Below are 25,658 nucleotides of genomic sequence, written 5' to 3'. Positions count from 1 at the left end.
GATAACATGTACATTAGATGCCGGTGCGAAAAGGACATTGAAAAGACACATGAAAGCCAATCTGGAAGACATCGCCCGGGCCGCTGGCGTCTCCAAGATGACGGTCAGCCGAGTTCTCAGAGATGGATCCGGCTTCTCTGACCAGACGCGGGAAAAAGTCCTGGGGATTGCGGAGCAAATGGGATACGTACCGAACCGGCTTGCCGCCGCCTTCGGTTCAGACCACGCGGGGACACTCGTTGGCATGTGCGTGCCACGCCTGACATCCGGACTGTTCGGCCACGTGCTGGATGGGGTGGATCGCGCGCTTGGACGCCTCGGATATCAATTGATTATCGGCGCGAGCGACCATTCGGCAACCGATGAGGAAGAGTGGATACGCCAGGTGGTAAGCTGGCGTCCGGCGGGTCTCATTCTTTCCGGCAGTCATCATACGCCTGGTACGATAGACCTTCTGCGCGCAGCATCCATGCCTGTCGTGGAAATCTGGGATCTGACCACGAGCCCTATCGATATGGCCGTTGGCTTTTCCCACGCCGATTGCGGTGCGGAGATGGCACGGCATGTGTTGTCACGGGGCCGTCGAAAGGCGGGCTATATCGGAGCGTTCGCCCGCAGCGACGTGATGGGTCAGGCGCGGTTTGAAGGGTTTCGGGATGCCCTCGCAAAGGCGGGCCATCCATTGGTGGATGCAGAAATGCTTCACGACGCGCCTGGCTTTTATGCGGGTTACTACGGCCTGGAGATGTTGCTCAGCCGCGGCAACGAGTTTGACGTCGTCTATTTTCACAATGATGAGATGGCGATCGGCGGGCTGGCTTTCTGTCGAGCGCATGGCCTTAGTGTGCCGGATGATATTGGAATAGCCGGTTGGGGCGGAATGGAGGCGGCGTCCATTCTGGACAAGCGCCTGACCACGACGGTGGTGCCGACGACGGGCATCGGCAAAGCTGCAGCGGAAGCACTGGTCGCGCGGCTTAAGGGCGAAACCGTACAGGCAGTCAATGTCGTATCGACACGCCTTGTCCACGGCGAGACCGTCTAGCATTCGCGCTACATCTCAGGGCACCTGCACTCCGCGTCGATTGAGGATGACGGAATAGAGGCTGGTGGTTGCTGTAATGAATAGCCTGTTCTTGGCGTGGCCGCCAAAGCAGATGTTGGACACCGTTTCCGGCACGAGAATCTTGCCCATCAGATGCCCATCCGGCGCAATGCAGTGCACCCCGTCGGCTGCCGAAGACCACAGATTTCCGTCGCTATCCAAACGGATCCCATCTGCGCATCCCGCAGTGATCGTGTGGAAAATCCGGCCGTTGACGGGCAGACCGTCCACCATGTCGAAGACACGGATATGCTGCGGATCAGAAGAAAACATCCGCCCTGTATCGGCGACATACAATCGCTTCCCATCGGGGCTGAAGGCCAGCCCGTTGGGTGCCTTCATATCGGTAATGACGGCCTCGATATTGCCATCCGCCGAGACGCGGTAGACGTAGCAGTCCAGTTCCTGCTCCGACTTTGTTCCTTCGTAGTCCGTCATGATGCCGTAGTGAGGATCAGTGAACCAGATTGCGCCATCAGCTGCGACGATGACATCGTTCGGACTGTTGAGCCGCTTGCCTTGATAGCTGTCAGCGATAACCGTGACCTTGCCATCCAATTCGGTGCGGGTCACCCTGCGCGTTCCATGCTCGCAGCTCACCAAGCGCCCCTGCTGATCTCGCGTATGACCATTGGCAAAGTTTGAAGGCTGGCGGTATGTCGTAATACCCTCTTCGTTCCACCGGACAATGCGGTTGTTGGGAATATCGGAAAACAACAGGCAGCCGGCATCCCCGAACCACACCGGCCCTTCCACCCAGTCGAAACCGGTCGCCAAACGCTTCAGCGGTGCATTGCCCAATACATAGGTGGCAAACACCGGATCGATGACTTCAAAAAACGACATTGTTGAAAATCCTCCGAAGTCACCGGCTTTACGCCGAAAAGTCTATCTGTGTCTTCATGGCCTGACTTCTGTCCGATGCAAGCTTGAAGCCCGATTCTGCCTCGTTAAGCGGCACCGTATGCGTAATAAGCGGCCTGACATCGATCAATCCCTTGCGCATCAATTCGACACCGATCGCAAATTCGGCATGAAAGCGGAATGAGCCGCGCAATTCCAGCTCCTTTGCGGTGATTGCCATGATCGGCAGGGTCATGTCGCCGCCAAGCCCAAGCTGCAGGATAATTCCACGCGGCCTGATGGCCGGAATTGCACCCGCAAGCGCTGCGGCAACGCCCGTGCATTCATAGAGAACATCGAAGCTTCCCTTGTTGGCCGAATATTGCGCAAGGGCTTCCGGCTCCTTGGCCGTATTGATCACACGGTCGGCTCCAACCTTGGCTGCCAGAGACAGCGTGAAATCAGAAAGATCTGTCGCAACGATCTCAGCAGCGCCCGCCCGGCGTGCCGAAAGGATCGACAAAACGCCTATCGGACCACAGCCCGTAACAAGCACTCTTTTGCCAAGGAGGCTTCCTGCACGGGTGGTGGCGTGCAAGGTCACCGCCAGCGGCTCTGCCATCGCGGCCTCGCCCGCAGACAGGCCGGTGGCATCGACACACTGGAAAGCATCGGCAATAAGGGTTTGGCGGAAAGCGCCCTGAATATGCGGAAACGGCATTGCACTGCCATAAAAACGCATATCGAGGCACTGATTCTGCAAACCCTCCGCGCAATAGCGGCAATGGCCGCAAGGGCGCGATGGGGAGACGGCGACGAGCTGGCCGACCTCGAAACCGGAAACGCCGGGCCCGATCATCTCCACATGAGCGGATACTTCATGGCCAAGAATCATGGGCTCCCGTAGCCGCACGGCTCCAAAGCCCCCGTGATTGTAATAGTGCAGATCAGAGCCGCAGATGCCGCCTGTCGCGAGACGTAGCCTGAGCTGCCCCGCTTTTGGCTGTTCCACGGGGCGGTCTTCGATCCTGAGATCACCGGCTGCATGAATAACGATGGCTTTCATCAGAGCACCTGACTGAGAAGAGGTTTACCGGCAAAATGTGCCGAAAGATTATCACGAAGCAATTGGCCCATGGCCTTGCGCGTTTCAATGGTCCCGCTGCCATGATGAGGTTGAAGGAGCACGTTCGGCAAGGACAGAAAGCGCGGATTAAGTTTCGGCTCGCCCTCAAACACATCGAGTGCTGCGGCACCCAGCCTGCCCTTCTCCAGCGCGTCGAGAAGCGCGTCCTCATCAATATTCGAAGCACGACTGATATTGATCAACATACCCTCAGGGCCCAGCGCCTCGATGACCTCCTTGCCCACGATATGACGGGTTGCCGCAGAGGCAGCAAGGCTCACGAAGAGGAAGTCGGACCGGGAAGCAAGCTCGACAGGATCTGCGATGAACGCCCAATCCCGCGCATGATCCTTGCGCGATGTGCTGCTATAGGCGATCTCCATGCCGAAGGCAGCAAGGCGCTTGGCGATTTCGAAGCCAATGCGGCCAAGACCGAGCACTCCTGCCCTGCGGCCCCAGACCCTTCGCTGCAAGGGATATAGTCCTTTTGTGGACCAGGAGCCGTCCCTGACCCAGTTTTCCGCGCCGATCATTCCGCGCGATTGGGCAAGCATCATTGCCACCCCGAGATCCGCAACGTCACCCGTTAGAACATCGGGTGTGTTGGTGACCCTTATGCCCCGCTCCCGGCACAGTGCGAGATCGACCGCATCAAAGCCCACCCCATAGACGGATATGACTTCGAGGCCCGGGCAGGCGTTGATGATGGCGGCGTTGGCACCAAGTTCGCCGCGCGTCGCGATCCCGCGGATTTTCGGCCCTACCTTTGCGAGAAAATCTGATTTCTCGGACGCCTCAAAATACCTGTGCATCGTAAACGCCGCATCGAGGGGATGTTGATCCCAATCCGGATACGGGCCAATCTGCAATATGTCGGGCTTGGTCATCGTCTCTCCTCACGAAGCTTGACTTTCGATTGTTATCGATAACATATACAAATCAACAAACGCTTGTCGAGAGCGAAACTGAAGGAAGAAAACCGTGGCAACGAACCTGTTCGACCTTAAAAACAAACGCGCACTCATTACCGGATCATCTCAGGGGATCGGATATGCACTTGCCGAGGGTCTTAAAGCCGCCGGAGCGGCGATTGTTTTGAACGGTCGGGATGAGGCGAAGCTGAGCCAGGCGGCTGCGCGCATAGGCGATGCGGACATGCTTGCTTTCGACGCGACGGACCACGAAGCCGTGCGGCGAGCGGTCGACGCATATGAGGCATCCGGCAAGCCCATCGACATTCTCGTCAACAATGCCGGAATGCAGCACCGTGCTCCCCTTGAAGAGTTTCCCGCCGACGCGTTCGAGCGACTGCTGCAGACAAATATCGCCAGCGTCTTCCATGTCGGGCAAGCCGTCGCGCGCCACATGATCGGTCGCGGACGCGGCAAGATCATCAACATCGCCAGCGTTCAGACCAGTCTCGCGCGGCCGTCGATTGCGCCCTACACAGCAACAAAGGGCGCTGTCGGAAACCTCACAAAGGGCATGGCAACCGACTGGGCAAAGCACGGGCTGAACTGCAACGCCATTGCTCCCGGTTATTTCGATACGCCGCTCAACGCCGCGCTGGTTGCCGATCCGACCTTCTCGGCATGGCTTGAGAAACGCACCCCGGCAGGACGTTGGGGCAAGGTCGAGGAACTGCAAGGCGCCTGCATCTTTCTTGCGTCTGACGCGTCCAGCTTCGTCAATGGGCACATTCTCTACGTCGATGGCGGGATTACCGCATCCCTGTGAGTTGAGCATCCAAAAGGGGCGTGGCAACCTTTGGAGGCCACTGGAGGAGGAAAACGGCTATGAAAGATACGATCGCCCTGATCGGCGCAGGCGCAATGGGCGGCGCAATCGGTGCACGTCTCGTTGAAACGGAAACGCATCTCGTCGTCTATGATCGCGACAGGGAGAAGGTGGACGCCCTTGTTTCCAAAGGAGCTGTAGCCGCATCCTCCGCCGCCGAAGCCGCAGGAAAGGCCAGAGCGATTATCCTCTCGCTCAATTCCGCTGCTATTGTACGCGCCGCCGTTTTCGGCCCTGAAGGTGTCTCGCAAGGTGCACGCCCCGGCACCCTCATCATCGATATGTCTTCCGTAGACCCCGAGTCGACGAAGTCACTTGCGGCAGAGAGTGCGGCAGTCGGCTTGCGCTGGGTGGACAGCCCACTTTCCGGTGGAATTCCAAAAGCAGCAACCGGGCAGTTGACCCTGATGCAGGGCGGCACGGAAGCTGACGTGCAGGAAGCGCAAGCCATTCTGGGTGGGCTGGCCAGCAACCAGACGCATATGGGCGGGCCTGGCGCGGGGCAAACCACCAAGATGATCAATCAAGTTCTATGCGGCCTCGGTTTTCTTGCGGTCGCAGAGGCAACGGCACTTGCCGAGGCAGCTGGCGTCGACGTTGCCAAGATTCCACAGGCGTTGAAGGGTGGACGGGCCGACAGCGCCCTGCTTCAGGAATATATGCCGCGCTTCACCGCGCGTGATTATCGCCGCACCGGCCGTATCGACAACATGGTGAAAGACCTGAATGCCGCACAGGATTTGGCCCGGCTCAGCAACACCTCCATGCCGCTGACTGCAATCTGCGCCGAGATTCACCGGATGCTGACCGCCGCTGGTCTGGGCGGCGAAGATCAGGCCGCGCTTATGGAATATTTCAAGGGACCAACCAAGGAGCTTGCCCGATGATAACCCGCTATGCATTGTTCGACGGCACGATCAAACAAGGCCAGACCGAAGCTTTCAGAGCCGCAGTCCTCGCTGAAATCCTGCCAAAATGGCGGGCATTCCCCGGCGCCCTTTCGGTGCGTGTCACCTTCGCAGAAAGCCGCGATGACGGAGCCCCGGAATATCCGATGATCCTGGCTATCAACTATCCGGATCTGAAAGCTGTAGAGGCAGCGCTCGCGAGCCCGGTCCGCACCGAGGCAAGAGCTGCGACCGAAGCCGTACTGGCGCGCTTTTTCACCGGCACGATCCATCATCACGTCACATCGGCGCATGAATTCGAGCCTTTGTAAGCTTGTCTGTGGAGCTATGTTAGCAAGGCTGGATTTTCGAAAAAGATAACGGTAACAACCGAATATGAGCCCATTCCGTAAAGTACCCACCATGGCCGATGTCGCCCGCCTCGCGGGCGTTTCTTCCATGACGGTCAGCCGGGCTTTCAAGCATGATACATCCGTCAGCCATGCCACGCGCAGCGCGATCCTCGAAGCCGCGGACAAACTTGGATATGTCTTCGACAGTACGGCATCGAACCTGCGTTCGCAGCGGACGGATTTCGTAGCCGTCACGATACCGTCGATCAACAACGCCAACTTCGCCGATACCGTACGCGGGTTGTCGGAAGGGTTGAAGCCACGCGGCCTGCAGATTCTGCTGGGCTATACGGACTACGACATTCAGGAGGAGGAGCGACTGATCGAACAGTTGCTTCGCCGCCGCCCGGAAGCGATCGTCGTGACCGGTGGCAGACACACACCCCGTGCCCGGCGGCTTCTTGAGAATGCCGACATACCCGTCATCGAGACCTGGGATCTCCCCGAAAATCCCGTTGGCCATGTCGTAGGTTTCTCGAACGCAGGTGCCGTACGTTCGATGGTTGATCATTTTGTTTCGGTCGGCATTACCCGCATCGCCTTTATCGGGGGCGATGCTGATCGCGATACCCGTGGAACGGATCGCCGCGCCGGGTTCATCGAGGCCATGCGCAGCCATGGACTGCAAGCTGACAGGCTGATTGCTGCCGGCACCCCACCCATTTCCATGAAGGAAGGTGCCGATGCAATGGGGCGCCTTCTGCAAACACTGCCGGATACACAGGCCGTGATCTGCGTGTCCGACCTCTCCGCTTTCGGGGCACTGACCGAATGCCAGAGGCGCGGCATCGATGTTCCCGGACAGATCGCTGTTGCAGGCTTCGGTGACTACGAGATTGCCGGCATCTGCGTTCCCTCCCTTACCACCATCGACCCTAAGCCTCGGGAAATCGGAAGGCAGGCGGCTGCACTCATTCTGGACGTGCGCGATGGTACGCAGAAAGAAGCCACGACCATTGCCATAAATCCCATATTGCTGTGTCGCCAATCAACGCCCTGACCACGCGCGCGACTCCGCCCGTGCCAGCACGAGCAGGTTCCTTTCCTTGACTCGATTGGCTGCCAGTCTCTTGGCGAAGCATTGGAAATCGTGGCAAAAGACGAAATATGTCCTCGCGTGTCCGCCAAAAGCCAGTGTTCCGTTTTGCGCCCAGCCCCAATGGCAGGCTGCATCTTGGCCATGCTCTTTCAGCAATTCTCAATCACGACATGGCTGCGGCCTCGGCGGGACGTTTTCTGCTGCGCATCGAGGACATCGATCTTGCCCGCTGCACGCCGGAATTCGAACGGTGTATCTACGACGACCTTGCATGGCTGGGCCTATCCTGGGAACAGCCCGTGCGGCGTCAGTCCGAGCATTTCGACGAGTATCGGCTTGCACTCCAGCGCCTGATCGACGCAGAACTGGCCTATCCGGCCTTCATGAGCCGCAGCGAAATAAAAGCGTTCGTCAGGCAATATGAAGTGGACGGAAAGGTTTGGCCTCGCGATCCCGATGGTGCTCCACTCTATCCGCCGATCGATAAAGGGCGACCTGCGGCGCAGATTGCTCAGCTTCTTTCTTCAGGCGCGCAGCACGCCTGGCGCCTGGACATGGCGAAAGCTGTGGGCAGAATTGAACGTTCTTTGCACTGGCAGGAAGGCGAAAGCGGGGCTGAAACATTCGTCGAAGCCGACCCCACCGCATGGGGAGATATCGTTTTGTCCCGGCCGGACGCCCCTTCCAGCTATCATCTGTCCGTCGTACTGGATGATGCGCTGCAATCCGTCACTCACGTGGTTCGGGGTATGGATTTGTTCGCGGCAACATCCGTTCATCGGCTGCTGCAGGAGCTCCTCGACCTGCCCGCCCCGCAATACCATCACCACAGATTGGTTCTGGACGAGGACGGAAAGAAGCTTTCAAAGAGTATTGGCAGTACCGCCCTGGAGGCGCTGCGCGCACGTGGCGACACGCCCTCAGATATCCGCCGCCTCCTCGGCGTCTAGCGCTTCCCGTAGGCTGCCATTGTGAATGCCGACCTTGATGACGTGCCGAATGCGATACTTCATCAAGGCAGCATTGACCTCTGCACCCAGCATGAAAATGACGCCGACCATATAGAGAAAGACAAGCACGATCATGACCGAGGCCAGACCGGCATAGGTTGCGGCATAATTGGCGAAGGTGGCGAGATAATAGGCGAAGATTGCCGCTCCTATGACCCAGAACAACAGCGTCAGCACGATGCCTGGCAGCACATCCCATATGCGTCTTCTGCCTGCGGGCAGCCAGAGATGCGCGGCGATCAGCCCGACGGCAAGCACGATGATCGTGCCGTAAAGGCCCAGATTGGAAACGGTCTCCAGAAAATCCTTCAGCAGCGGGAAACGCGTTTCGGCAAAGGACAGCGCAACAGGCACGGCAACCAGCACGATGCTGATGGCAGCAAAGGTGGTGACCGCTATTATGACGTAGAAAAGACTGAGCAGGCGCGTGACGTACCACCAGCGTGTTTCGCTCACACGATAGGCACGGTTGAGCGAAATTCTGAGTGCTTCCACGCCATTGGACGCGAAATAGGCGGCAGCGAGCACCGAAATCGTCAGAAGGCCACCACGAGGAATAGTGAGTACCTGTTGTACCTGCGCAGCGAGCGGCGCGGCGATGGCTGCGGGCCACGTGTCGAAAATGATATGCACGGCCGTTTCTGCAAACTGGTCTGCCCCAAGAAAACCGGCAAGAGCCGTACCGAAAATCAAGAATGGAAACAGCGCCAGCAGAATCGAGAGTGCGACATGGCTTGCCATGGCCCAGCCGTCATCTTCGGCAAAATGGAAATAGGCATCGAAGGCGACTTTTCGGACGATGTCCAACGCGGCAACCATGTCACCTCCTCAATCGGCATTTAGTTTGCAACCCATGCTCAGATATGGGAAGTCGATCATGATTGTACAGCGCACAAGACCGTGCACGGGTTCCACTTTCAAAAGAAGAATTGTGCACTACGGAAATTCATGCTGCCTATTCCGCAGCTATTTTCAACCATTGTCGCCTTAAGGAAATACACTCATGTCCGAAAAACCGGTGATCATCTTAACCGGCTGTTCATCAGGCATCGGCGCCCATTGTGCACGAGCGCTGCATCGGGACGGCTGGCGGGTTTTTGCGACCGTCAGACAGACCGAGGATATGGCCCTGCTGGAACAGGCAGGCATCGAAGTCCTTTTGATGGATTACACCGTACCGGAAACGATATCCGCATTGGTGGATGAGGTTGCCGCCCGAACCGGCGGGCGGATCGATGCGCTTTTCAACAATGGCGCCTATGGCCAGCCCGGCGCAGTGGAGGATCTTTCTGTCGAAGTCCTGCGAGCGCAATTCGAAACGAACCTTTTCGGTTGGCATGACCTGACCTGCCGCGTCATTCCCTTCATGAGGAGGCAGGGCCATGGCCGGATCGTCCATTGCTCCTCCATACTGGGTCTCGTTCCCTATCGCTATCGCGGGGCCTACACGGCATCCAAGTTTGCTCTCGAAGGTCTTGGGATAACATTGCGAATGGAGCTTCAGGGAAGTGGAATACATGTCAGCATGATCGAGCCCGGACCGATTGAATCCAGGTTTACCGCAACCGCCCTTTCCCACATCAAGGACAATATCGACGTGGAAAACTCGGCACACGCGAAGGAATACAAGCGTCAACTTGCTCGACTGGATGGTAGCGCCGGTAAAAACAAGCACAAGCTGGGGCCTGAAGCAGTATACGAAAAATTGAAGCACGCTCTCGTCGCACGTCGTCCAAGGGCGCATTACATCATCACCACGCCAGCGATACAGGCGACAATTCTCAAACGGTTTTTGCCAGCTGATGTGTTTTACCGTCTGCTGCGCAAGTTCGACTAGCGCTGTGTCGATTCAATCAGCTACAACGCTTCGCAAATCAGAGCATTCAAGAGGATAGCGCATGTCCAGTTTTACAACGGTTCTTGCAGCCATAGTCATGGGGCTGGTCGTGCTCGTGTTGATACGCGGGCTCTTCAACATGCTCAAGGGCACGGATGCGAACAAGTCCAACAAGCTCATGCAACTGCGGCTGTTGCTGCAGGCCATCGCTATCATACTCATCATGTTGACCCTGTGGCTGACTGGCGGCGGGCGTTAAGAAGCGGAACATTCCATGGTAAAGTTGAACAAGATTTACACCCGGACGGGCGACGACGGCACCACCGCGCTTGTTGCCGGGCCAAGACGCCCCAAGCATGATCTGCGCGTAGAGAGCTACGGAACCGTGGACGAAACAAACTCCGTCATCGGTATTGTCAGGCTTCACACGACGAACATGGTCGAACTGGATGCCATGCTCTTTCGCATCCAAAACGACCTTTTCGATCTCGGTGCGGATCTCGCCACTCCCGATACCGACGAGGCTTTGTCCTATGAACCGTTGCGGATCATCGAGACGCAGGTTACGCGGCTGGAACATGAAATCGACGCGCTGAATGCAGATTTGTCGCCCCTGAAGTCCTTCGTTCTGCCCGGCGGCACGGCTGCTGCCGCCTATCTGCACCTTGCCCGTACGGTCTCGCGGCGCGCTGAACGGCAGATGGTCGAGCTTGCTGGGATTGAGGGCGAGACTGTCAGCCCTGCTGCGTTGAAATACATCAACCGCCTCTCCGATTTTCTTTTCGTGGCTGCACGGTTTGCAAACAATACCGCGAATTCCGGCACATCCGACATTCTCTGGGTTCCCGGTCAGAACCGCTAGTCATCGCAAGGCGTCGTTACATGTTCATCCCCATCTACGACGCCAATTCGCTCAAGCACATCAAGGTGCAATATATGACTTTGGCCATCATAACGGTCAATCTGTGCATATGGCTGCTCTCCAGCTTCTCATCGCTGGATGTTTCAAACGCTGCGGTTCTGGGCCTGGGTTTCATACCGGCCGTTGTTTTCGATTACGCGCATTTGGACCCTGTTCTGCAAATCGTTCCGGATCAGGTTACCGTCGTCACCTACGCATTCCTCCATCTGGGGTTCTGGCATCTCGCCTCAAACATGCTGTTTCTTTGGGTTTTCGGGGACAATGTCGAAGATGCCTTCGGCCATCTACGCTTCGCACTGTTTTACATTGCCTGCGCCATAGCTGGCGCCCTGTTCCACGGTTACGTTTCCCCCACCTCGGAAGCACCGCTGATCGGGGCATCCGGTGCGGTATCGGGCGTTGTTGCTGCCTACCTGCTCCTGCATCCGAAGGTCAGGATATGGGTTCTGGTCTTTATGCGAATTCCCGTCCCCCTACCCGCTTTCATTCCTTTGGTTCTGTGGATCGCTCAACAGTTCGCCATGTTCTGGCTGGGACTCGAAGAACGCGTATCCTGGGGTGCGCATGTCGGAGGGATTATCGCAGGTGGAACCTTGACCTTCTTCCTGCGGCGTCCGGGCGTTCCGCTCTTTGACAGGACCATCGTCACGCCGCAGGCCGTTCAGTTGAAGGATGGACAAGCGTAAGACGGCAACGTGTCGCAAACGGAACGGCATCGCTGCGACATTCGGTGAAGATTGCAGAGAGGATTGATATTTACGTTCACGTTAACGTAAGATATCCCCGAACCGCATGAGATCATGAGCATTGCTCCGTTGAACTTACGGCAAAAATGCGTATCCATGTGGCAACTTGATTATCAGGAGGACCGTTCAGCGTTGCGCTTTATGGTCAGGAGTTGAAGGAAGGTTATCGATGAAGATCCTTGTCCCTGTGAAGCGTGTGGTGGACTATAACGTCAAGATCCGCGTGAAGTCGGATGGTTCCGGCGTTGAGCTTGCCAACGTCAAGATGTCGATGAACCCTTTCGACGAGATTTCCGTGGAAGAAGCGCTTCGCCTCAAGGAAGCCGGCAAGGCTGAAGAGATCGTCGTCGTCTCCATCGGTCCAGCCAAGGCGGAAGAAACGCTGCGCACGGCGCTCGCCATGGGTGCGGATCGCGCCGTCCTCATCGAGACGGACGAAGCCGTGGAACCGCTGGCCGTTGCCAAGCTTCTGAAGGGTGTCGTGGAGGCCGAAGCGCCGGGTCTCGTTATTGTCGGCAAGCAGGCAATCGACGATGACAGCAACCAGACCGGCCAGATGCTGGCAGCATTGCTGGGCTGGGGCCAGGGTACATTCGCATCAAAGGTCGAGACATCGGACGGCAAGGTCGCCGTAACCCGTGAAGTCGATGGCGGTTTGCAAACGGTAGAGCTGAAGCTGCCCGCCGTCGTTACGACAGACCTGCGTTTGAACGAGCCGCGCTATGCGTCCTTGCCCAACATCATGAAGGCAAAGAAAAAGCCGCTCGACAAGAAGACGCCTGCCGATTTCGGCGTCGATATCGCACCTCGCCTCAAGGTTCTGAAGACTGAAGAGCCTGCGGGCCGCAAGGCGGGCGTCAAGGTCGGTTCGGTTGCCGAACTGGTATCCAAGCTCAAAGCCGATGGCGTCATCTAAGGAAGCGAAAGGGAGATTTTAACATGGCCATTCTTCTTCTGGCAGAACACGACAACGCAACCCTTTCCGACCAGACGGCAAAGACACTGACCGCAGCGACCCAGATCGGTGGCGACGTGACGGTTCTGGTCGCCGGATCCAACGCCAAGCCAGCCGCCGATGAAGCCGCAAAGCTTGCCGGTGTTTCCAAGGTGCTCCTTGCAGACGACGCTGCCTATGCCAACCAGCTGGCAGAGCCACTGGCAGCGCTGATCGTGTCGCTGAGCAGCGCTTACGATGTCATCATCGCGCCTGCGACGGCATCGGCCAAGAACGTTCTGCCGCGCGTCGCGGCACTCCTTGATGTCGCACAGGTATCGGAGATCATCGAAGTCATCTCCGCCGATACCTTCAAGCGCCCGATCTATGCTGGCAATGCGATCCAGACCGTGCAGGCAAGCGATGCCAAGAAGGTCATCACCGTTCGCACATCCACCTTCGCCCCGGCGCAGGCTGGAGGCTCTGCTTCGGTTGAAACATTGGCCGCGGCTGAAAACCCGGGATTGTCCTCCTTCGTCTCGGATGCCCTAGCGTCGTCTGACCGTCCGGAACTGACATCTGCAAAGATCATCATTTCGGGTGGCCGTGCGCTCGGTTCTTCCGAGAAGTTCAAGGAAGTCATTCTGCCTGTTGCAGACAAGCTGGGTGCAGCTGTGGGCGCGTCACGCGCGGCTGTCGATGCCGGTTATGCCCCGAACGACTGGCAGGTTGGCCAGACGGGCAAGGTGGTTGCACCACAGCTATACATCGCCGCAGGCATTTCCGGCGCCATCCAGCACCTTGCTGGCATGAAGGATTCGAAGGTCATCGTCGCCATCAACAAGGACGAAGAGGCCCCGATCTTCCAGGTTGCCGATTATGGCCTCGTTGCGGACCTATTCGACGCCCTGCCTGAGCTCGAAAAAGCGCTCTGATCATAACAATTGGTAAAGCGGCGCGTTTTTATAAACGCGCCGCTTTTGTTTTCCGGTAATATGCGTAACATCCGCAAAAGTTGCGACGCATTCCAGCACATGCCCACAGGAGAGACACATCATGGCCGCGCCAATCAAGAATATCGGTATTATTGGAGCCGGTCAGATGGGCTGCGGTATCGCGCATGTTTCTGCTGTCGCTGGCTACAAGGTCCATATCTACGATCTCGCCAAGGATCGCATCGAGGCCGGTCTTGCGACGATCAACGGCAATCTTGCCCGCCAGGTCAGCAACGGCAAGATGCAGGACGAGGACCGCAAGGCCGCCTTGGCTCGCATTGGTGGGTCTTCCGACATCAACGATCTCGCCGCAATGGATCTGGTCATCGAAGCGGCAACCGAACATGAGGAAACCAAGCGCAAGATCTATGCCCAGATCTGCCCGGTCCTCAAACCCGAAGCGCTTCTTGCAACCAACACGTCCTCGCTATCGATCACCCGCCTGGCATCGGCAACCGACCGCCCTGAACAGTTCATGGGCATACATTTCATGAACCCGGTGCCCGTCATGAAGCTGGTGGAATTGGTGCGCGGTATCGCCACAGACGAGCCGACTTTCGAGAGTGCGAAAGAATATGTACGCACGCTCGACAAGGCGATTACCGTTGCCGAGGACTTCCCGGCCTTCATCGTCAACCGCATTCTTCTGCCGATGATCAACGAGGCGATCTACACATTGTATGAGGGCGTTGGATCGGTCGAAGCCATCGATACCGCCATGAAGCTGGGTGCGAACCACCCGATGGGACCATTGCAGCTGGCCGACTTCATCGGTCTGGACACCTGCCTGTCGATCATGCAGGTTCTTCATGATGGTTTGGCGGACAGCAAATATCGCCCCTGCCCGCTCTTGGTAAAATATGTCGAAGCGGGATGGCTCGGTCGTAAGTCTGGTCGCGGTTTTTACGATTACCGTGGCGAAACGCCTGTTCCGACACGGTAAAGCTTTCGCTTATTTCGCTTTGGCAAAATCCACGAGCGCCTTGGCATCGGGACTGTCCCAGGCTGCCGGGCCGTTCATGGAGGCAAGCAGGCATCCCTTGTCATCGATCAAGAGCGTTGCCGGCAAACCGAAGGCAAGTCCTTCCTTCTTGAGCGCGTTGAAGACGCCCATCGAGCTGTCGCGGTAAAGCTTCAGCGCGTCTATGCCGTATTCACCCATGAAAGTCTGAGGTTTGGCGTCATCGCCGGTGTCGATATTGACGGTGACGACCTCAAAGCGGTCATCACCCTTTTCTCTTTCAAGCGCGTTGAGCGCGGGCATTTCCTCGCGACACGGAACGCACCAGGTGGCCCAGAGATTGAGAAGCACTGTCTTGCCAGTAAAACTGGCTTCGCTCATCGCAGCGCCATCCGGCCCCTTGAATGACAGCGGTACAATGCGAGGCCGTTCATTGGTCGACATTGCTGCGACCTGGCCTTTCAGCAGAGGCTTGAGCGAGGCGATCCGGGTTGCGGTACCCTCACATAAACCGGCCTGTGCAACCCCAGCCCCTTGAACCTGACCTTCAGACCAAATATGCCTGATCGTCACAACGCCCGCGCCGCAAACAAGTCCGGCGATGGCAGCAATTGCAACAAGTCTGGCGGAAGGAAGCCTGAACGGCCTTTTTTCTGTCATTGAATACTCCAGGGCAGGCGAATAATGGCTGACGGCATCGAACAAAAATCCTCCAACCAGATGTGGGGCGGACGTTTCGCTTCCGGTCCTTCTGCCATCATGGAAGAAATAAATGCCTCGATCGGCTTCGACAAGAAGCTTTATGCGCAGGACATCCGCGGCTCAATAGCACATGCGACCATGCTGGCTTCAAAAGCCATCATTTCCGGCGAAGATAAAGACAAGATCATCACGGGCCTGAACACGATCCTGTCAGAAATCGAAAGCGGATCCTTTGAATTCTCTCGCAAGCTCGAAGACATTCACATGAATATCGAGGCGCGTCTGGCTGATCTGATCGGCCCGGCAGCGGGACGCCTTCATACGGCCCGCTCGCGCAACGATCAGGTCGCGCTCGACTTTCGCCTCTGGGTGAAAGAGGAACTCCAAAAGACCGAGCAGATGTTGACGGCCTTGATTGCCGCGTTTCTCGACCGCGCCGAAGAGCACGCCGACACGGTCATGCCGGGCTTCACCCATTTGCAAACGGCCCAGCCGGTCACCTTCGGTCACCACTGCATGGCCTATGTTGAAATGTTTGGCCGAGACCGCGCCCGCGTGCGACACGCCATCGAACATATGGATGAAAGCCCGATCGGCGCCGCAGCACTGGCAGGCACCGGCTATCCCATAGACCGGCACATGACCGCAAAGGCGCTGGGTTTCCGCGAGCCGACGCGCAATTCCATCGATACGGTATCGGACCGTGACTTTGCGCTGGAGTTTCTGTCGATTGCGTCCATTTGCGCCACGCATCTGTCGCGCCTGGCTGAAGAAATCGTCATCTGGTCGACACCGCAATTCGGATTTATCCGCCTGTCGGATGCATTTTCGACCGGCTCCTCGATCATGCCGCAGAAGAAGAACCCGGATGCGGCAGAATTGGTGCGCGCCAAGACAGGTCGTATCAACGGTTCGCTGATCGCCCTTCTTACCATCATGAAGGGACTGCCCCTGGCCTATTCCAAGGACATGCAGGAAGACAAGGAACAGGTATTTGATTCCGCTGAAAGCCTGGAACTTGCCATCGCTGCCATGACAGGAATGATCCGCGATCTGGAAGTCCGCGTCGACAAGATGCGCGACGCCGCAGGTTCCGGCTATTCGACGGCCACCGATCTCGCAGACTGGCTTGTCCGCGAGGCAGGCCTGCCTTTCCGCGACGCGCACCACGCGACCGGCCACGCTGTGGCCCTTGCGGAGAAGAAAGGCTGCGATCTGGCCGATCTGTCGCTGGAGGATCTTCAGGCCATCAACCCGGCCATCACCGAAGGCATTTTCGATGTGCTTTCGGTTGAGGCATCGGTTGCCAGCCGCACAAGCTTTGGCGGCACGGCGCCATCTGAAGTCCGCAAGCAGATCGCCTGGTGGCGCGCGCGGAACTGATCAGTCTGGCGTTCGGTCAGCATCACAAGAAACAGGGTGCACAAGCGCCCTGTTTTTCGGTATCAGGAATGCAGAAATTTCCTTTGGACGGGCCCATGCTTTCAAAAACCTTGCGTACATTCATCGTTCCAGTCGGCATGACGCTCGCCGTCGGCCTTGCACTTTCAGGCTGCGGCCGCAAAGGCGACATCGATCCGCCCAGCACGCCGAAGGAGCAGCGCAATATCCGCTCCACCAACGGCACGGTGCAGCCCACGCCTGAGCGGCCATTCGTTCTCGACAAGCTTCTTTAAGGTCCGCAACTGTGAACCATTTCCAGTATATCGACGGCGTGCTTCACGCTGAAAACGTTCCCGTGCCTGAAATTGCCAAGGCCGTGGGCACGCCTTTCTACGTTTATTCCACCGCGACGCTTGAGCGCCACTACAAGGTGTTCAGTGAGGCTTTCGCCGATGTAGATTCGATGGTCTGCTACGCGATGAAGGCGAATTCCAATCAGGCCGTGCTGGCAACCTTGGCAAAGCTCGGGGCCGGCATCGATGTTGTCTCCGGCGGTGAATTGCGTCGTGCGCTGGCGGCGGGCGTCCCTGCAAGCCGCATCATGTTTTCCGGTGTTGGCAAGACCGTTGCCGAGATGGATTTTGCCCTTGAGGCAGGTATCTACTGCTTCAACATCGAGTCCGAGCCTGAACTGGAAGTCCTCAATCTTCGCGCCGTCAAGGCAGGCAAGAAGGCGCATGTTTCATTCCGCATCAACCCGGACGTGGATGCTGGCACCCATGCCAAGATTTCGACGGGCAAAAAGGAAAACAAGTTCGGCATTTCATACGAACGCGCCCGCGCCGTGTACAAACACGCCGCCACGCTGCCGGGAATTCATGTAAGCGGCATCGATATGCATATCGGCAGCCAGATTACGGAACTGCAGCCGTTTGAAGACGCCTTCCGCCTGCTGCGTGAGCTGGTGGAAGCATTGCGTGGCGACGGTCACACGATCAGCCATGTGGACATCGGCGGCGGCTTGGGCATTCCTTACCGTGATGACAACAATCCTCCGCCCCTTCCCGATGCCTACGCCCACATCGTCAAGAACGAACTGAAGAGCCTTGATTGCAAGATCGTCACGGAGCCAGGCCGCCTCATCGTGGGGAATGCCGGGATACTTGTCACTGAGGTCATCTACGTCAAAGACAGCGGAGACAAGACTTTCGTGATTGTTGACGGCGCGATGAACGACCTCATTCGCCCGACGCTTTACGAAGCCTATCACGGCATTCGCCCTGTGGTTCAGCCCGCGGCCGACTGCCCTCGCATCAAGGCGGATGTCGTTGGGCCGGTCTGCGAAACGGGCGATTATCTGGCACTGGACCGCGAAATGGCCGCGCCACAGCCTGGGGACCTGATCGCGGTAAGTTCCGCAGGGGCCTATGGCGCCGTCCAGGCCGGTACCTATAATTCCCGGCTTCTTGTCCCGGAGGTTCTGGTCAAGGGTAACCAGTTCCACGTCGTTCGTCCGCGTGGCACATATGAGCAACTGATAGCACTGGATTCTGTCCCAGCCTGGCTGGAATGATCGGGTCTGCTGATCACAATTGAGCGAAACCGAGGTAAAAACGAGGGTTGGCGGGTGCTTGCCCTCGTCTTCGCCATAAAGAATGCTATCCTAACTGCCGTGCACTGAATTTGATCGCCAATTGGAACGCTATCGCGGACATGGCGAAATCGGGTGGCCAGAACCGGGAGAACGGATTGATGACCACATCCAGGCAAGGCGGTAAAGGCGCTTTCAGCAACAGACCTGAACTTGCCCGGCGCGTGGCGGGCAAACGTCTTTTTGCAAAACTCGTGCTCTTCGCTGAACGCTTGGCGCCCAGAACACTGCTGCCCCTGTCATTGGCCGCAATTTTTCTAGCGATCGCCTGGTTTGGCATTTTCCGTCATATGCCGGACATTCTTCGCCTTGCCGTCGTATTTGTCCTCATCTTCTCCTTCATCACGTCTCTTTTGCCGATGACGCGCGTGAAGTGGCCGACGAAAGAAGAAGCATCGCGGCTGTTGGAAGCACGCAACGGCCTACCGCACCAGCCAGTTGGCGTGCAGGAGGACGAACCGGCATTCGAAACGCTGTTTGCAAGGGCTCTCTGGAAAGAGCACCAGTTGCGCATGGCCGAGAAAATTGCCGCGCTCGATGCCGGTCTTCCAAGACCAGATATCGCCTCTCACGACCGCATGGCCTTGCGGGCGCTTCCAGCGCTACTGCTCGTCACGGCTTTTGGCTTTTCTTTTTCCAATGGCGCAGGCGGTATTGCGGATGCTTTCCGCAACCACCCCACCGGCGGACCCGCAAATCCCGATATCCGGCTGGATGCCTGGGTCACCCCCCCGTCCTATACCGGGCGCGCTCCCATTTTCCTAACCGGCAACAATGCGACCGGAAGCGAAGCCATTTCCATGCCGCAATCATCGCGGTTGACGATCAGGATGACAGGTGGCGATGGAAATGAAGAAGTAACCTTCGAGCCCCACGAGGCCGGGCAACTCCAGAAGCTGAGTGCTGAAGGCGAGAAGGACGAAGCTGAGGAAACGGTCGCAAATTCAGACCAACCTGCAGATAAGCCGCTGCCACCAAGGACATTTTCCATGGAGGTTGCCGAAAGCGGAACAATCGAGGCCAACGGGCAACAATGGCAGTTCAATGTCATCCCGGACACGGCACCGACCATTGCCTTTGACAAGCTGCCGCGCCGCGCGGTCAACGGAGCGCTAGAAATTGGATTTACGGCGAAGGACGACTATGGCCTTCGCGAAGCTCATGCCGTCATTGAACCTGTCGGCGTCAAGGAAGGCGCGACGCCGCTCTATCCACCGCCGGAATTCAAGCTGAATCTGCCGAGGCAAAATTCGCGCGATATGAAAGCTGTAACCAGCAGGAACCTAACGGAACACCCGATGGCAGGCAAAAGGGTGCGCATCACTCTGGTTGCCACGGATGGCGCAGGCCAAACCGGCCGCAGTCCGTCACAGGAAATGATACTTCCCGGACGCAATTTCTCTGAACCGCTGGCCGCATCCGTTGTCGAGCAACGACAGATTTTCTCGCTCGACACACGCCAGATGCCCAAGGCAATCGCCTATAATGAGGCGGTGTCTTTGCGTCCGGAAGACACGATCCCGAACACCACGCATTATCTTCTGCTGCAATCGGCACAAGCCCGAATGAAGCTCGCCTACAATGAGGAGCTGCTGAAAAACACGTCCGATTACCTTTGGGAAATCGCGCTTGGCATAGAGGATGGCGATCTGTCGCAAGCCGAGCAGCGCCTGCGCGACGCCCAGACCGCGCTTTCGGAAGCCTTGGAACGGAAGGCACCGGACGAGGAAATTGCCAAGCTTATGCAAGAGCTTCGCCAGGCGATGAACGAGTTCATGAAAGAGCTCGCGCAGCGGATGCAGAACGCCCCCCAGGCAAACATGAATCAGCAGGCGCAGAACGTTCTGCGGCAACGCGATCTGGAGAACATGATGAACCAGATCGAGAACCTCGCCCGCTCCGGTAATCGGGATGCGGCCCAGGAGATGCTGTCGCAACTTCAGCGAATGATGAACAATCTTCAGGCCGGGCGTCCGCAACGCGGCCAACAGGGTCAACAGCAGCAACAGAACAGCCAGCTTCGCCAGCAGATCGACAAGCTGGGTGACATCATGCAGCAACAACAGAAGCTGATGGATGAAACCTTCAAGCTCGATCAGGCCCTTCGCGACAGAATGCAGCGCGGCGACCCGCAGCAGGGTCAACAGGGCGGCGACCAACAGATGGGCGAAAATGGCCAACAACCACCCGGCCAGCAGAACCCGCAGCAGCAGGGTCAAAACGGTCAGAACCCAACAGATCAAATGACGGCGCAACAGCTGCGGGAAGCGCTGAAAAACCTTCGCGAACAGCAGGACGGCCTTGGAAAGCAACTCGGCGAGCTACAAAAGGGTCTGCGCGATCTTGGGATGGACCCCGGCCAGAACTTCGGCAAGGCGGAGCAGGAGATGAAGGGTGCCGGTCAGGCACTCGGTCAAAGCCAGGGCGAGCAGGCCGTTGAAGGGCAAGGCAACGCGCTGAACGCATTGCGCCAGGGCGCCCAGGACATGATGGGCCAGATCATGCAGGCCATGCGGCAGCAGGGTCAGCAGCCGGGGCAAGGCCAGCAAGGGATGATGGGTCAAGGTGGGCAGAACGGTCGCGACCCGCTGGGACGGCCACGCGAAAGCAGCGGCCCTGATTTTGGAGACAATCAGGTCAGAGTGCCCGACGAAATCGATGTCCAGCGCGCCCGCGAAATTCTTGAAGCCATCCGTGAGAAACTCGGAAACAACCCGCCCGGTGAAGTCGAACGCCGGTATCTGGAACGGTTGCTGGATATTCAGTAGATCTGAACGTAATAAAAAACGGGCGGTGAGCCGCCCGCGTTTTGCGCCTTGGCCTGTCAGGCCGCTGCAGTTGCCAGCGCACGCGCCACGGCTTTGCGGATATCAGGCAGCGCAAAGGGTTTTGGCACGACATCGATGATCTTTTCCATCAAGTCATCTGCCCGCTCGCGCTGCTCGGCATAACCCGTCATCAGCAATATCTTGAGATTCGGAAATTGAGAGGAAGCGCGGTGCGCCAGCTCGATGCCGTCCATGACAGGCATACGGATATCCGAAAGAAGAAGGTCGAACGTGTGCTCGTTCAGCTTCTCGAATCCCTGCTCGCCGTCAGCGGCTTCGTGAGTTTCGTGCCCGTCCAGACGCAACGCACGCGCCACAAAGGTGCGCAACGCGTCTTCGTCTTCTGTGATTAATATTTTCGCCATTTTCCATCGCTCCTGGTATTCATTCCAGCGAGCAACAAACTCGGTCATTTCCCTTTGCAAGAGGTAAATGGCGCAGCGCATACGGGCGGCATGGTTAACAATGCATGGCGGTATCCTGCCTCTGTCTTACAGGCAGGACGGCCGGCTCAGTCGGCGTCTCCGGTGACGACGCCGACAAAGGGAAGCTCGCGGAATGCGTAAGCCACATCCATTCCATAACCGACCACGAAGTAATCAGGGCATTCGAAGCCGACATAGTCTGCTTCGAGCTGTTCCTTGCGCTTCACCTTCTTATCCAGCAGCACGGCAATGGAAACGTTGCGCGCACCGCGCTCGTAGAGCAGTTCTTTCGCAAACAGAAGCGTTCGGCCGGATTCGAGAATGTCGTCGATCAACAGCACGTCACGGTCTTTGACATCGCTATCGATATCCTTGACGATCCTGACGCCCTGGGAAACGGTGCCGGTGCCATAGCTGGAAAGCGTGATGAATTCGACTTCCGGCGCCAGTCCACTGTCATGCAGGGCACGGATGAGATCGGCGGCGAAGATGAAAGAACCTTTCAATACCGCGATAACGAGCAGGTCATTCGTCGGCCCGCTCGCGATCCGCTTGGCGAGGTCGCGGTTGCGCTCGGCAATTTGCTCTGCGGTGTAGAGGGGCTCGATATTTTTTCCACGAACGACGGGCATGTCTTCTCCTGCGCCAATCCGGCATCGGATCGTCAACACGACCCGCCGAAACGAAACGAAGGGCGTCCGGTAGCACAGTCAGCGTTCGGAAACACCCGTTTCAGCAAAAGAAAGCTTGATTTCGGGCGTTTTTCCACCGGGATGCCGCAGTCTTGCAGAAAAACCGTGGCTAAGGCCCGCCTTTATGTCCTGCACGGGAGGCTCGATCAGCATACTTGCCACCTTTTCGCCCTTGCTCGCAAAAAGATCGGCCCGGATTGCAGGCAGCGCCTGCGGATCATTGCTGTTGTTTTCGACGATGCCGTTGATAAGCAGGACTTCCATCCCTCCAGCATCCTGAGGCGTAACCGTAACATGCGTAATGCTAAGCGGCGCGACAGGTGATGCGGCTGCCGATTTTTCCTGCAGTGCTGCAAATCCGCCGGAGAGAAAAAACACCAGGACAACCGCAGCTGCCACGATCGCAGAATACCCATCCACCGAAAGCGTCGAAAGCTTTCTGTCTAACCAGTGCACGAAGGCGAAGAGGACGCCGAGGGCAGAAGCCGGTTTTGACGCCTTCTGTTGATAATTCACGTCTCTATTGTCGTTTCCATGGTCACAAAACGGCGTTTCCTTTATCGTGACAAAGTCGGCATCTAGGATGTCGTTACCGTTGCGCGTTCGCCAGGTCTGGCGAAGTGGCGCTTCCGGCATCAACAGATCCAAATCGAGTGCCGCCTGCCGGCGAGTTGAACGGAACATACCCATGAAGTTCCCTCAGTCAGTTTTTCGGCCCGATAAAAACTGGGCATTGAATGAAATCCTGCCTAGTCGTAAATTTAATTGGTTAATGCTTTGCAAAGACGCTGGAAAAGGCCCCGGATGCGACCCGGGTTGATGAGGCCATAGCGACGATGCAGACAAATCGCCACGAAAGCAAAAGACTGGAAATTCGTTGATCCATTTCGAAAATGTGGGCTTGCGGTACGGAATGGGTCCGGAGATTCTGCGGGATATGACGTTCGATATCCCAAAGGGTTCGTTTCAGTTCCTCACAGGACCATCGGGTGCCGGCAAGACGACGCTTCTGCGCCTGCTGCTGATGTCGCTGCAGCCCACCCGCGGGCATATCCGCATGTTCAGCCGCGATGTCTCCCGTATTCCCCGTAGTGAATTGCCGCTGCTGCGCCGCCGCGTCGGCATCGTGTTTCAGGACTTTCGTCTTCTGGATCATCTCACAACCTATGAAAATGTGGCGCTTCCGCTTCGTGTGCGCGGCAAGGAAGAGAGCGCCTATCGCAACGATGTCATCGAGCTTTTGAAATGGGTCGGCCTTGGTGAGCGAATCAACGTGCTGCCGCCCATTCTCTCCGGTGGTGAAAAACAGCGCGCGGCGATTGCCAGAGCTCTGATGGATCAGCCGGAAATTCTTCTCGCGGACGAGCCGACGGGTAACGTCGATCCTCCAATGGCAAAGCGGTTGCTGAACCTGTTTCTTGAATTGAACCGCCTCGGCACTGCAGTGGTCATCGCCACCCATGACTTCGGCCTGATGGATCAGGTTGACGCACGACGGATGATTTTGACGGAAGGGCGGCTCGACGTTTATGAATGAGATGAGCCGTAAAGCCCTCAAGCCCTCGCAAAAGGCCGCGCCAAAGATGCCGCAGATGCGCATTCGGCCAATGGCGCCCATCTTGCCGCCTTCCAACATTCAGGGAAACGCGCTGATCGTCGTTATCGCGATCATGGCATTTCTTGCCTGCCTGACGCTGGGTGCCGTGAGCATGGTGCGCGCCACGGCCTCCAGCTGGCAGAGCCAGATTTCGCGCGAGATCACCATTCAGATCAAGCCGGAAGACGGCCTCGACATGAATGCCGCACTCAACAAGGCACGCAATCTTGCGCTTTCTTTCGTGGGCACGCGCGAGGGAACGATCATGGATGACGCCGCCACGAGCCGTCTGCTTGAGCCGTGGCTGGGTGCGGGCCTCGATCTGTCGGAACTCCCGGTGCCCAGGCTCGTCATCATCACGATCGACGAAAACAATCCACCTGACTTTGAAGCGATGCGTGCCATGCTGAAAACGGAAATTCCGCAGGCATTCCTGGATGACCACCGCACCTGGGTGGACCGTCTCGTCTCAATGGCCCATACGACTGTCATGATCGGCCTTGGCGTCTTGATACTGGTCTTCAGCGCCATGGTGCTTACCGTGATTTTTGCGACACGCGGCGCCCTGTCCGGCAATCGTCATATCGTTGAAGTCCTGCATTTCGTCGGTGCCGAGAGCAGTTTTGTGGCACGGGAGTTTCAAAAACACTTCTTGAAAATCAGCCTCAAAGGTTCCGGAGCCGGGAGTGCGCTGGCTGCCCTTGTGTTTCTTGCTGCGGGTTTCTGGCAGTCCCGTTCACTGGCAACACCGCAGAGCGATCAGGCTAGCGCTCTTTTTGGCACCTTCTCTGTTGGTCTGGAGGGCTATATCGGCATTTTCGCCACCATGCTGATCATTGCTTTGCTGACGACGGTCACGGCTCGAATGACAGTGATCCGCACGATTGACGATATTGATCGCGTGCGCTCCGACCCGTCAAAGAGTGAGGGTGTCTGATGACGGCAGATACCGCCAGCGGAAAGAAGCTACCTGTTTCTTGCCTTGATCCAAGCTTACGGATAACTCATGGCAATGAGTCGTACAGACCCGGATGACGATTTGACTCCGACGCCGCGAAACCGCTGGTTTTCGCGCAAGGGGCGTTTGCGTCGGTTCGTTAGGGCAACAATCCTGATCTGCATGGTGATTGCGGGCGCTGTGTTCGGAGGTTTTCTCTGGTTTGCAGACTCGGTTGCCTCCATGCGTCCCCCTTCAGCAACCAAGGCAGATGGTATTATCGTGCTGACGGGCGGCTATCTTCGGATCGATCAGGCTGTCGGATTGCTGCGCGACGGTGTCGGCAAGCGCTTGCTGATTTCAGGGGTCAATCCATCGACAACGCGCGCCCAGATTCGCAAGATGACGCAGAGCTCGGCCGATCTCTTCGCCTGCTGTGTGGACATGGGCTATCAGGCCGTGGACACGATCGGGAATGCCAGCGAGGCCGCTAAGTGGATAAAGGACAGGGGCTACGCTTCTGTCGTTGTTGTCACCAACAACTACCACATGCACCGAAGCCTGCACGAGTTGCGCAGTTCCAGCCCGGAAACGCAATTTATCGCCTACCCGGTGATCAATTCGGACCTCGCCCGCACCAACTGGTTTGCGAATCCGGATGTCGTGCGGACGATGATATCCGAGTACATCAAGTTCGTAGCTGCGGCCACCCGGGACCTGACCGGCTTGGGCAAGGGTAATGGCCTGAGAAGCGGGCCTCCGTCCAACTGACTATAGCGCATCGCACGCTGGATTGGTCTTGCTGAGATACCCTGTTTTCGTGTAGGC

28 protein-coding genes are annotated in these 25,658 nt (G+C 57.4%); 20 read left to right on the top strand and 8 right to left on the bottom strand.

The window, feature by feature from the left end; all coding sequences use genetic code 11:
* Positions 1-49 precede the first annotated feature (49 nt).
* Complete coding sequence (locus tag ASF69_RS14770) at positions 50-1,045, top strand: LacI family DNA-binding transcriptional regulator (RefSeq protein ID WP_062588761.1); 996 nt, start codon at positions 50-52, stop codon at positions 1,043-1,045.
* A gap of 15 nt (positions 1,046-1,060) precedes the next feature.
* Here ASF69_RS14770 and ASF69_RS14765 read toward each other — a convergent pair whose 3' ends face one another.
* From ASF69_RS14765 to ASF69_RS14755, 3 genes are read right to left on the bottom strand one after another with little or no spacing between them, the layout of a single operon-like run.
* Entirely contained in the window at positions 1,061-1,951 is an 891-nt protein-coding gene (locus ASF69_RS14765) for an SMP-30/gluconolactonase/LRE family protein (RefSeq protein ID WP_062588758.1), read from the bottom strand.
* Positions 1,952-1,979: 28 nt separating this feature from the next.
* Positions 1,980-3,014 carry an L-idonate 5-dehydrogenase gene (locus ASF69_RS14760; protein ID WP_062588756.1) on the bottom strand — a complete coding sequence of 345 codons (1,035 nt, stop codon included), beginning with the start codon at positions 3,012-3,014 and terminating at the stop codon, positions 1,980-1,982.
* The gene (locus ASF69_RS14755) at positions 3,014-3,961 is read right to left on the bottom strand and encodes a 2-hydroxyacid dehydrogenase (protein ID WP_062588755.1); all 948 of its coding nucleotides are present in this window, start codon (positions 3,959-3,961) and stop codon (positions 3,014-3,016) included. Before ASF69_RS14755 ends, ASF69_RS14760 begins: the two co-directional genes overlap by 1 nt.
* A 94-nt stretch (positions 3,962-4,055) precedes the next feature.
* On the opposite strand from ASF69_RS14755, the gene ASF69_RS14750 reads away from it, so the two are divergent.
* The 5 genes from ASF69_RS14750 to gluQRS all read left to right on the top strand — a co-directional run bounded on the left by ASF69_RS14750 (position 4,056) and on the right by gluQRS (position 8,160).
* Positions 4,056-4,811, top strand: a complete 756-nt coding sequence (locus ASF69_RS14750) for an SDR family oxidoreductase (RefSeq protein ID WP_062588753.1) — start codon at positions 4,056-4,058, stop codon at positions 4,809-4,811.
* A 59-nt stretch (positions 4,812-4,870) separates the two neighbouring features.
* Complete coding sequence (locus ASF69_RS14745) at positions 4,871-5,758, top strand: NAD(P)-dependent oxidoreductase (protein ID WP_062588751.1); 888 nt, start codon at positions 4,871-4,873, stop codon at positions 5,756-5,758.
* Positions 5,755-6,090 carry a hypothetical protein gene (locus ASF69_RS14740; RefSeq protein WP_062588750.1) on the top strand — a complete coding sequence of 112 codons (336 nt, stop codon included), beginning with the start codon at positions 5,755-5,757 and terminating at the stop codon, positions 6,088-6,090. The genes ASF69_RS14745 and ASF69_RS14740 overlap by 4 nt, the downstream gene beginning before the upstream one ends.
* 64 nt (positions 6,091-6,154) lie before the next feature.
* Positions 6,155-7,171, top strand: coding sequence for a LacI family DNA-binding transcriptional regulator (locus ASF69_RS14735; RefSeq protein WP_062588748.1), 1,017 nt, complete (start codon positions 6,155-6,157; stop codon positions 7,169-7,171).
* A 107-nt stretch (positions 7,172-7,278) separates the two neighbouring features.
* Positions 7,279-8,160 (top strand): tRNA glutamyl-Q(34) synthetase GluQRS, encoded by an 882-nt coding sequence (gluQRS, locus tag ASF69_RS14730; RefSeq protein ID WP_062588746.1) that lies wholly within the window; start codon positions 7,279-7,281, stop codon positions 8,158-8,160.
* On the opposite strand, the gene ASF69_RS14725 is transcribed toward gluQRS, so the two are convergent.
* A complete protein-coding gene (locus tag ASF69_RS14725; RefSeq protein ID WP_062588744.1) occupies positions 8,131-9,039 on the bottom strand; it encodes a YihY/virulence factor BrkB family protein in 909 nt (302 codons plus the stop codon). The genes gluQRS and ASF69_RS14725 overlap by 30 nt on opposite strands.
* A 184-nt stretch (positions 9,040-9,223) precedes the next feature.
* Here ASF69_RS14725 and ASF69_RS14720 point away from each other — a divergent pair, with 184 nt between their 5' ends.
* From ASF69_RS14720 to ASF69_RS14690, 7 genes are all read left to right on the top strand, one after another.
* A complete protein-coding gene (locus ASF69_RS14720; protein ID WP_062588742.1) occupies positions 9,224-10,057 on the top strand; it encodes an SDR family oxidoreductase in 834 nt (277 codons plus the stop codon).
* 61 nt (positions 10,058-10,118) lie between these two features.
* Entirely contained in the window at positions 10,119-10,316 is a 198-nt protein-coding gene (locus tag ASF69_RS14715; protein WP_062588741.1) for a twin transmembrane helix small protein, read from the top strand.
* Positions 10,317-10,331: 15 nt separating this feature from the next.
* Positions 10,332-10,919: a cob(I)yrinic acid a,c-diamide adenosyltransferase gene (locus ASF69_RS14710; RefSeq protein WP_062588738.1), complete on the top strand. Its 588-nt coding sequence runs from the start codon at positions 10,332-10,334 to the stop codon at positions 10,917-10,919.
* 20 nt (positions 10,920-10,939) lie between these two features.
* Positions 10,940-11,665 carry a rhomboid family intramembrane serine protease gene (locus tag ASF69_RS14705; protein WP_062588735.1) on the top strand — a complete coding sequence of 242 codons (726 nt, stop codon included), beginning with the start codon at positions 10,940-10,942 and terminating at the stop codon, positions 11,663-11,665.
* 229 nt (positions 11,666-11,894) lie between these two features.
* Positions 11,895-12,641, top strand: coding sequence for an electron transfer flavoprotein subunit beta/FixA family protein (locus tag ASF69_RS14700; RefSeq protein ID WP_062588733.1), 747 nt, complete (start codon positions 11,895-11,897; stop codon positions 12,639-12,641).
* 23 nt (positions 12,642-12,664) lie between these two features.
* The gene (locus ASF69_RS14695; RefSeq protein ID WP_062588731.1) at positions 12,665-13,594 is read left to right on the top strand and encodes an electron transfer flavoprotein subunit alpha/FixB family protein; all 930 of its coding nucleotides are present in this window, start codon (positions 12,665-12,667) and stop codon (positions 13,592-13,594) included.
* Positions 13,595-13,715: 121 nt separating this feature from the next.
* Entirely contained in the window at positions 13,716-14,597 is an 882-nt protein-coding gene (locus ASF69_RS14690; RefSeq protein ID WP_062588730.1) for a 3-hydroxybutyryl-CoA dehydrogenase, read from the top strand.
* A gap of 9 nt (positions 14,598-14,606) precedes the next feature.
* Here the strand turns inward: ASF69_RS14690 and ASF69_RS14685 are convergent, their stop codons facing one another.
* On the bottom strand, positions 14,607-15,275 hold the full coding sequence (locus ASF69_RS14685) for a TlpA disulfide reductase family protein (RefSeq protein WP_062588728.1): 669 nt from the start codon (positions 15,273-15,275) through the stop codon (positions 14,607-14,609).
* A gap of 24 nt (positions 15,276-15,299) precedes the next feature.
* On the opposite strand from ASF69_RS14685, the gene argH reads away from it, so the two are divergent.
* The 4 genes from argH to ASF69_RS14665 all read left to right on the top strand — a co-directional run bounded on the left by argH (position 15,300) and on the right by ASF69_RS14665 (position 21,119).
* On the top strand, positions 15,300-16,700 hold the full coding sequence (argH, locus tag ASF69_RS14680; protein WP_062588726.1) for an argininosuccinate lyase: 1,401 nt from the start codon (positions 15,300-15,302) through the stop codon (positions 16,698-16,700).
* 95 nt (positions 16,701-16,795) lie between these two features.
* The gene (locus ASF69_RS14675; protein WP_062588792.1) at positions 16,796-16,993 is read left to right on the top strand and encodes a lipoprotein; all 198 of its coding nucleotides are present in this window, start codon (positions 16,796-16,798) and stop codon (positions 16,991-16,993) included.
* An 11-nt stretch (positions 16,994-17,004) separates the two neighbouring features.
* Complete coding sequence (gene lysA, locus ASF69_RS14670) at positions 17,005-18,273, top strand: diaminopimelate decarboxylase (protein WP_062588724.1); 1,269 nt, start codon at positions 17,005-17,007, stop codon at positions 18,271-18,273.
* 179 nt (positions 18,274-18,452) lie between these two features.
* A complete protein-coding gene (locus tag ASF69_RS14665; protein ID WP_062588723.1) occupies positions 18,453-21,119 on the top strand; it encodes a TIGR02302 family protein in 2,667 nt (888 codons plus the stop codon).
* 56 nt (positions 21,120-21,175) lie between these two features.
* Here the strand turns inward: ASF69_RS14665 and ASF69_RS14660 are convergent, their stop codons facing one another.
* From ASF69_RS14660 to ASF69_RS14650, 3 genes are all read right to left on the bottom strand, one after another.
* Positions 21,176-21,544, bottom strand: a complete 369-nt coding sequence (locus tag ASF69_RS14660; RefSeq protein WP_062588791.1) for a response regulator — start codon at positions 21,542-21,544, stop codon at positions 21,176-21,178.
* 146 nt (positions 21,545-21,690) lie between these two features.
* Complete coding sequence (gene hpt, locus ASF69_RS14655; RefSeq protein WP_062588721.1) at positions 21,691-22,236, bottom strand: hypoxanthine phosphoribosyltransferase; 546 nt, start codon at positions 22,234-22,236, stop codon at positions 21,691-21,693.
* Between the two features lie 78 nt (positions 22,237-22,314).
* Entirely contained in the window at positions 22,315-22,980 is a 666-nt protein-coding gene (locus tag ASF69_RS14650; protein WP_062588790.1) for a DUF3426 domain-containing protein, read from the bottom strand.
* A 193-nt stretch (positions 22,981-23,173) separates the two neighbouring features.
* On the opposite strand from ASF69_RS14650, the gene ftsE reads away from it, so the two are divergent.
* The 3 genes from ftsE (at position 23,174) to ASF69_RS14635 (ending at position 25,601) form a co-directional block, all read left to right on the top strand.
* Positions 23,174-23,833 (top strand): cell division ATP-binding protein FtsE, encoded by a 660-nt coding sequence (ftsE, locus tag ASF69_RS14645; RefSeq protein ID WP_062588719.1) that lies wholly within the window; start codon positions 23,174-23,176, stop codon positions 23,831-23,833.
* Positions 23,826-24,830, top strand: a complete 1,005-nt coding sequence (locus ASF69_RS14640; protein WP_062588717.1) for an ABC transporter permease — start codon at positions 23,826-23,828, stop codon at positions 24,828-24,830. Before ftsE ends, ASF69_RS14640 begins: the two co-directional genes overlap by 8 nt.
* Positions 24,831-24,905: 75 nt before the next feature.
* Complete coding sequence (locus ASF69_RS14635; protein ID WP_062588789.1) at positions 24,906-25,601, top strand: YdcF family protein; 696 nt, start codon at positions 24,906-24,908, stop codon at positions 25,599-25,601.
* Positions 25,602-25,658 lie beyond the last annotated feature (57 nt).

It is taken from the genome of Rhizobium sp. Leaf311, from assembly GCF_001423445.1.
GTDB lineage: Bacteria > Pseudomonadota > Alphaproteobacteria > Rhizobiales > Rhizobiaceae > Agrobacterium.
The sequence above is the reverse complement of the archived record's forward strand: the minus strand, read 5'-3'. Positions and strand labels throughout refer to the sequence as shown.

What these genes read in the sequence shown, in the direction of transcription:
- ASF69_RS14770 (WP_062588761.1), top strand. Translation starts at nt 50, where the DNA reads ATGAAAGCCAATCTGGAAGACATCGCCCGGGCCGCTGGCGTCTCCAAG.
- ASF69_RS14765 (WP_062588758.1), bottom strand. Translation starts at nt 1,951, where the DNA reads ATGTCGTTTTTTGAAGTCATCGATCCGGTGTTTGCCACCTATGTATTG.
- ASF69_RS14760 (WP_062588756.1), bottom strand. Translation starts at nt 3,014, where the DNA reads ATGAAAGCCATCGTTATTCATGCAGCCGGTGATCTCAGGATCGAAGAC.
- ASF69_RS14755 (WP_062588755.1), bottom strand. Translation starts at nt 3,961, where the DNA reads ATGACCAAGCCCGACATATTGCAGATTGGCCCGTATCCGGATTGGGAT.
- ASF69_RS14745 (WP_062588751.1), top strand. Translation starts at nt 4,871, where the DNA reads ATGAAAGATACGATCGCCCTGATCGGCGCAGGCGCAATGGGCGGCGCA.
- ASF69_RS14740 (WP_062588750.1), top strand. Translation starts at nt 5,755, where the DNA reads ATGATAACCCGCTATGCATTGTTCGACGGCACGATCAAACAAGGCCAG.
- ASF69_RS14735 (WP_062588748.1), top strand. Translation starts at nt 6,155, where the DNA reads ATGAGCCCATTCCGTAAAGTACCCACCATGGCCGATGTCGCCCGCCTC.
- gluQRS (WP_062588746.1), top strand. Translation starts at nt 7,279, where the DNA reads ATGTCCTCGCGTGTCCGCCAAAAGCCAGTGTTCCGTTTTGCGCCCAGC.
- ASF69_RS14725 (WP_062588744.1), bottom strand. Translation starts at nt 9,039, where the DNA reads ATGGTTGCCGCGTTGGACATCGTCCGAAAAGTCGCCTTCGATGCCTAT.
- ASF69_RS14720 (WP_062588742.1), top strand. Translation starts at nt 9,224, where the DNA reads ATGTCCGAAAAACCGGTGATCATCTTAACCGGCTGTTCATCAGGCATC.
- ASF69_RS14715 (WP_062588741.1), top strand. Translation starts at nt 10,119, where the DNA reads ATGTCCAGTTTTACAACGGTTCTTGCAGCCATAGTCATGGGGCTGGTC.
- ASF69_RS14710 (WP_062588738.1), top strand. Translation starts at nt 10,332, where the DNA reads ATGGTAAAGTTGAACAAGATTTACACCCGGACGGGCGACGACGGCACC.
- ASF69_RS14705 (WP_062588735.1), top strand. Translation starts at nt 10,940, where the DNA reads ATGTTCATCCCCATCTACGACGCCAATTCGCTCAAGCACATCAAGGTG.
- ASF69_RS14700 (WP_062588733.1), top strand. Translation starts at nt 11,895, where the DNA reads ATGAAGATCCTTGTCCCTGTGAAGCGTGTGGTGGACTATAACGTCAAG.
- ASF69_RS14695 (WP_062588731.1), top strand. Translation starts at nt 12,665, where the DNA reads ATGGCCATTCTTCTTCTGGCAGAACACGACAACGCAACCCTTTCCGAC.
- ASF69_RS14690 (WP_062588730.1), top strand. Translation starts at nt 13,716, where the DNA reads ATGGCCGCGCCAATCAAGAATATCGGTATTATTGGAGCCGGTCAGATG.
- ASF69_RS14685 (WP_062588728.1), bottom strand. Translation starts at nt 15,275, where the DNA reads ATGACAGAAAAAAGGCCGTTCAGGCTTCCTTCCGCCAGACTTGTTGCA.
- argH (WP_062588726.1), top strand. Translation starts at nt 15,300, where the DNA reads ATGGCTGACGGCATCGAACAAAAATCCTCCAACCAGATGTGGGGCGGA.
- ASF69_RS14675 (WP_062588792.1), top strand. Translation starts at nt 16,796, where the DNA reads ATGCTTTCAAAAACCTTGCGTACATTCATCGTTCCAGTCGGCATGACG.
- ASF69_RS14665 (WP_062588723.1), top strand. Translation starts at nt 18,453, where the DNA reads ATGACCACATCCAGGCAAGGCGGTAAAGGCGCTTTCAGCAACAGACCT.
- ASF69_RS14660 (WP_062588791.1), bottom strand. Translation starts at nt 21,544, where the DNA reads ATGGCGAAAATATTAATCACAGAAGACGAAGACGCGTTGCGCACCTTT.
- hpt (WP_062588721.1), bottom strand. Translation starts at nt 22,236, where the DNA reads ATGCCCGTCGTTCGTGGAAAAAATATCGAGCCCCTCTACACCGCAGAG.
- ASF69_RS14650 (WP_062588790.1), bottom strand. Translation starts at nt 22,980, where the DNA reads ATGTTCCGTTCAACTCGCCGGCAGGCGGCACTCGATTTGGATCTGTTG.
- ASF69_RS14640 (WP_062588717.1), top strand. Translation starts at nt 23,826, where the DNA reads ATGAATGAGATGAGCCGTAAAGCCCTCAAGCCCTCGCAAAAGGCCGCG.
- ASF69_RS14635 (WP_062588789.1), top strand. Translation starts at nt 24,906, where the DNA reads ATGAGTCGTACAGACCCGGATGACGATTTGACTCCGACGCCGCGAAAC.